3 protein-coding genes and 1 pseudogene are annotated in these 2,126 nt (G+C 52.2%); 1 reads left to right on the top strand and 3 read right to left on the bottom strand.

Annotated features, from left to right (window positions below; translation table 11 throughout):
- Both BBW68_RS11185 and hda read right to left on the bottom strand, forming a co-directional pair.
- On the bottom strand, positions 1 to 412 hold a 412-nt coding region (locus BBW68_RS11185), incomplete at its 3' end, for an IS6 family transposase (RefSeq protein WP_083264884.1).
- A gap of 75 nt (positions 413 to 487) precedes the next feature.
- Positions 488 to 1,195: a DnaA inactivator Hda gene (gene hda, locus BBW68_RS11180; protein ID WP_070135424.1), complete on the bottom strand. Its 708-nt coding sequence runs from the start codon at positions 1,193 to 1,195 to the stop codon at positions 488 to 490.
- 363 nt (positions 1,196 to 1,558) lie between these two features.
- Here hda and BBW68_RS11175 point away from each other — a divergent pair, with 363 nt between their 5' ends.
- The gene (locus tag BBW68_RS11175; protein WP_070135423.1) at positions 1,559 to 1,843 is read left to right on the top strand and encodes a hypothetical protein; all 285 of its coding nucleotides are present in this window, start codon (positions 1,559 to 1,561) and stop codon (positions 1,841 to 1,843) included.
- A 138-nt stretch (positions 1,844 to 1,981) separates the two neighbouring features.
- Here BBW68_RS11175 and BBW68_RS17980 read toward each other — a convergent pair.
- Positions 1,982 to 2,126 (bottom strand): annotated as a pseudogene (locus BBW68_RS17980) (IS256 family transposase); the annotation flags it as partial.

The raw sequence follows: 2,126 nt of genomic DNA, 5'->3' as shown, positions 1-2,126 counted from the left end.
CTGTGTTGATCAACCGTGGAATTTGCAGGCGCTTCGTATTATTCAGAAGTTTACCCATAAAGCGATAGGCGGCTTTGGTGTGACGACGTGAAGACAGGTAAAAGTCAATGGTGCAGCCCCTGCTGTCGACGGCGCGGTACAGATAAGCCCAGCGTCCGTTGACCTTCACGTAGGTTTCATCGAGATGCCATGAGCCAAAACCGGAAGGTTGACGCCAGTACCAGCGCCGCCGCTTTTCCATCTCAGGTGCAGAACGCTGAACCCATCGATAAATCGTGGTGTGATCGACATTTACCCCTCGCTCCGCCAGCATGTCCTGCAGCTCACGATAACTGATGCCATATTTGCAGTACCAGCGGACGGCCCACAGGATAATATGACGCTCAAAATGTCGACCTTTAAATGGGTTCATGTGCTGCTCCTTCAACTAAACAGTGGCATCAGTTTACCATCGCCAGATCTTTGCAACAGTGCCTTTTATTGAGCTCTAAAGGCTGAGGGCTTCTTTGACAAACGGGATGGTCAGCTTGCGCTGAGCGCAGATCGACGCGCGATCTAGCTGATTGAGCGTAACAAACAATGTGCGCATCTCACGATCGAGACGTTTCAGCAGGAAGCGGCCAACGTCTTCCGGTAGTTCGAATCCGCGCAGGCGAGCACGCAGCTGTAGCGCCTGCAGCTTATCCTCGTCGAAGAGCGGCTGCAGTTTATAGATCTGGCCCCAGTCGAGGCGCGAAGCTAGATCGGCCAGCTTGAGGTTAAGCTGGCGCGGTGGGCGATCCCCGGTGATCAACAGCCGGGTTTTTCCGGTTTCCAGAATGCGATTATACAGATCGAAGATCGCCATCTCCCAGTGTTCATCCCCGGCAATGCACTCGATATTATCGATGCAGATCAGCGCCAGCTGCTCCATGCCGTCCAACACTTCCGGAACAAACCAAGTGCGTTTATCCAGCGGTACATAGCCCACCGCTTCGCCTTTGGCCGACAGTTCCGCACAGGCCGCGTGCAGCAGATGGCTGCGCCCGCCACCTTGACGCGACCAGAAATAAAAGTAGCTACCGTGTTTCTGATGCAGAGCGCCCTGCAGCGCAGCCAGCAGTGACGGATTTTCCCCCGGCCAGAAGCTGGCAAAGGTTTCGTCGTCGGGCAGGTAAAGTGGCAATGAAAGCTGTGCCGGCGTATTCAGAATCACCTCAGGGTTTGGCAGGCAGAAATCGCAAAAAATTCTAACACAACTCGGTAAAGATCATGAAATGCTTAGCGGTAAGCGATGGTCGCGGATCGTCACAATGCGCGGCAAAAAGTGCGATTAGCGCTTACTGGATAGCATTAATGGTTTAAAAATCATTAGCCTTGGGCCAGTTTTTTATTCAAAAATATGGAGTCGTTATATGCGGTCATCCGCAAAATTCGCCTGAATATACTCACTGTCGGCCTGTTAGCCTGTCTTCCAAGCTAGGCAACTGAGCTGCAGCACTGGCCGCAGCCGCAGGCAGAAAAACTGAATCAGCTGATCGAAAACCACCGCAATCCGGGCAACTATGTGGTGTTCGATATGGATAACACCACCTATAATAACAATCTGGAAAAGACGTTAATACCGTGGCTGGAGTATAAGAAACTGTTGACGCGGGACACTCTCGATCCTGCGCTTAAACTGATCCCGTTTAACGAATTGCCGGGCAAACCCGAGAGCCTTTATAGCTACCGCCTGTGTCACATTGATGAGCTGATTTGCTATCCCTATGCGGCACAGATTTTTTCTAGTTTTACTTTGCAGCAGCTGAAAAAACAGGTTGATGCCATGGGCGCAGTAGGCGGCTATCCCAACATCCCTTAATCAAGATGGTCAGCAGGTGATGACCACGGCAGAGCCGCCGAGAATGTTGCGTGGAATGTAGGAGCTTTTAGGCTTTTGGTCGAGTCCGTCAAGGTAGTGTAAATTCACTTATAGCCTTCCGGTCCGGTGATGGGCCTGTTATGCGCTGAGTGGCAACGCGTCGATTACGTCGTCTTCAGCAGTGTGGTCTATCTCCGCCATGGTGTGTTGAGGCAGGTAGCGGTTCTGCAGCAGCCATTCTTCGTTCTGCTCCGTCAGGACCGCACTCAGAAGCCACATGATG

Origin of the sequence: Candidatus Erwinia dacicola (genome assembly GCF_001756855.1) — a bacterium.
In the GTDB taxonomy this organism is placed as follows: domain Bacteria; phylum Pseudomonadota; class Gammaproteobacteria; order Enterobacterales; family Enterobacteriaceae; genus Erwinia; species Erwinia dacicola.
Note: the sequence above shows the minus strand (reverse complement) of the source record. Positions and strands in the feature narration are given on the sequence as shown.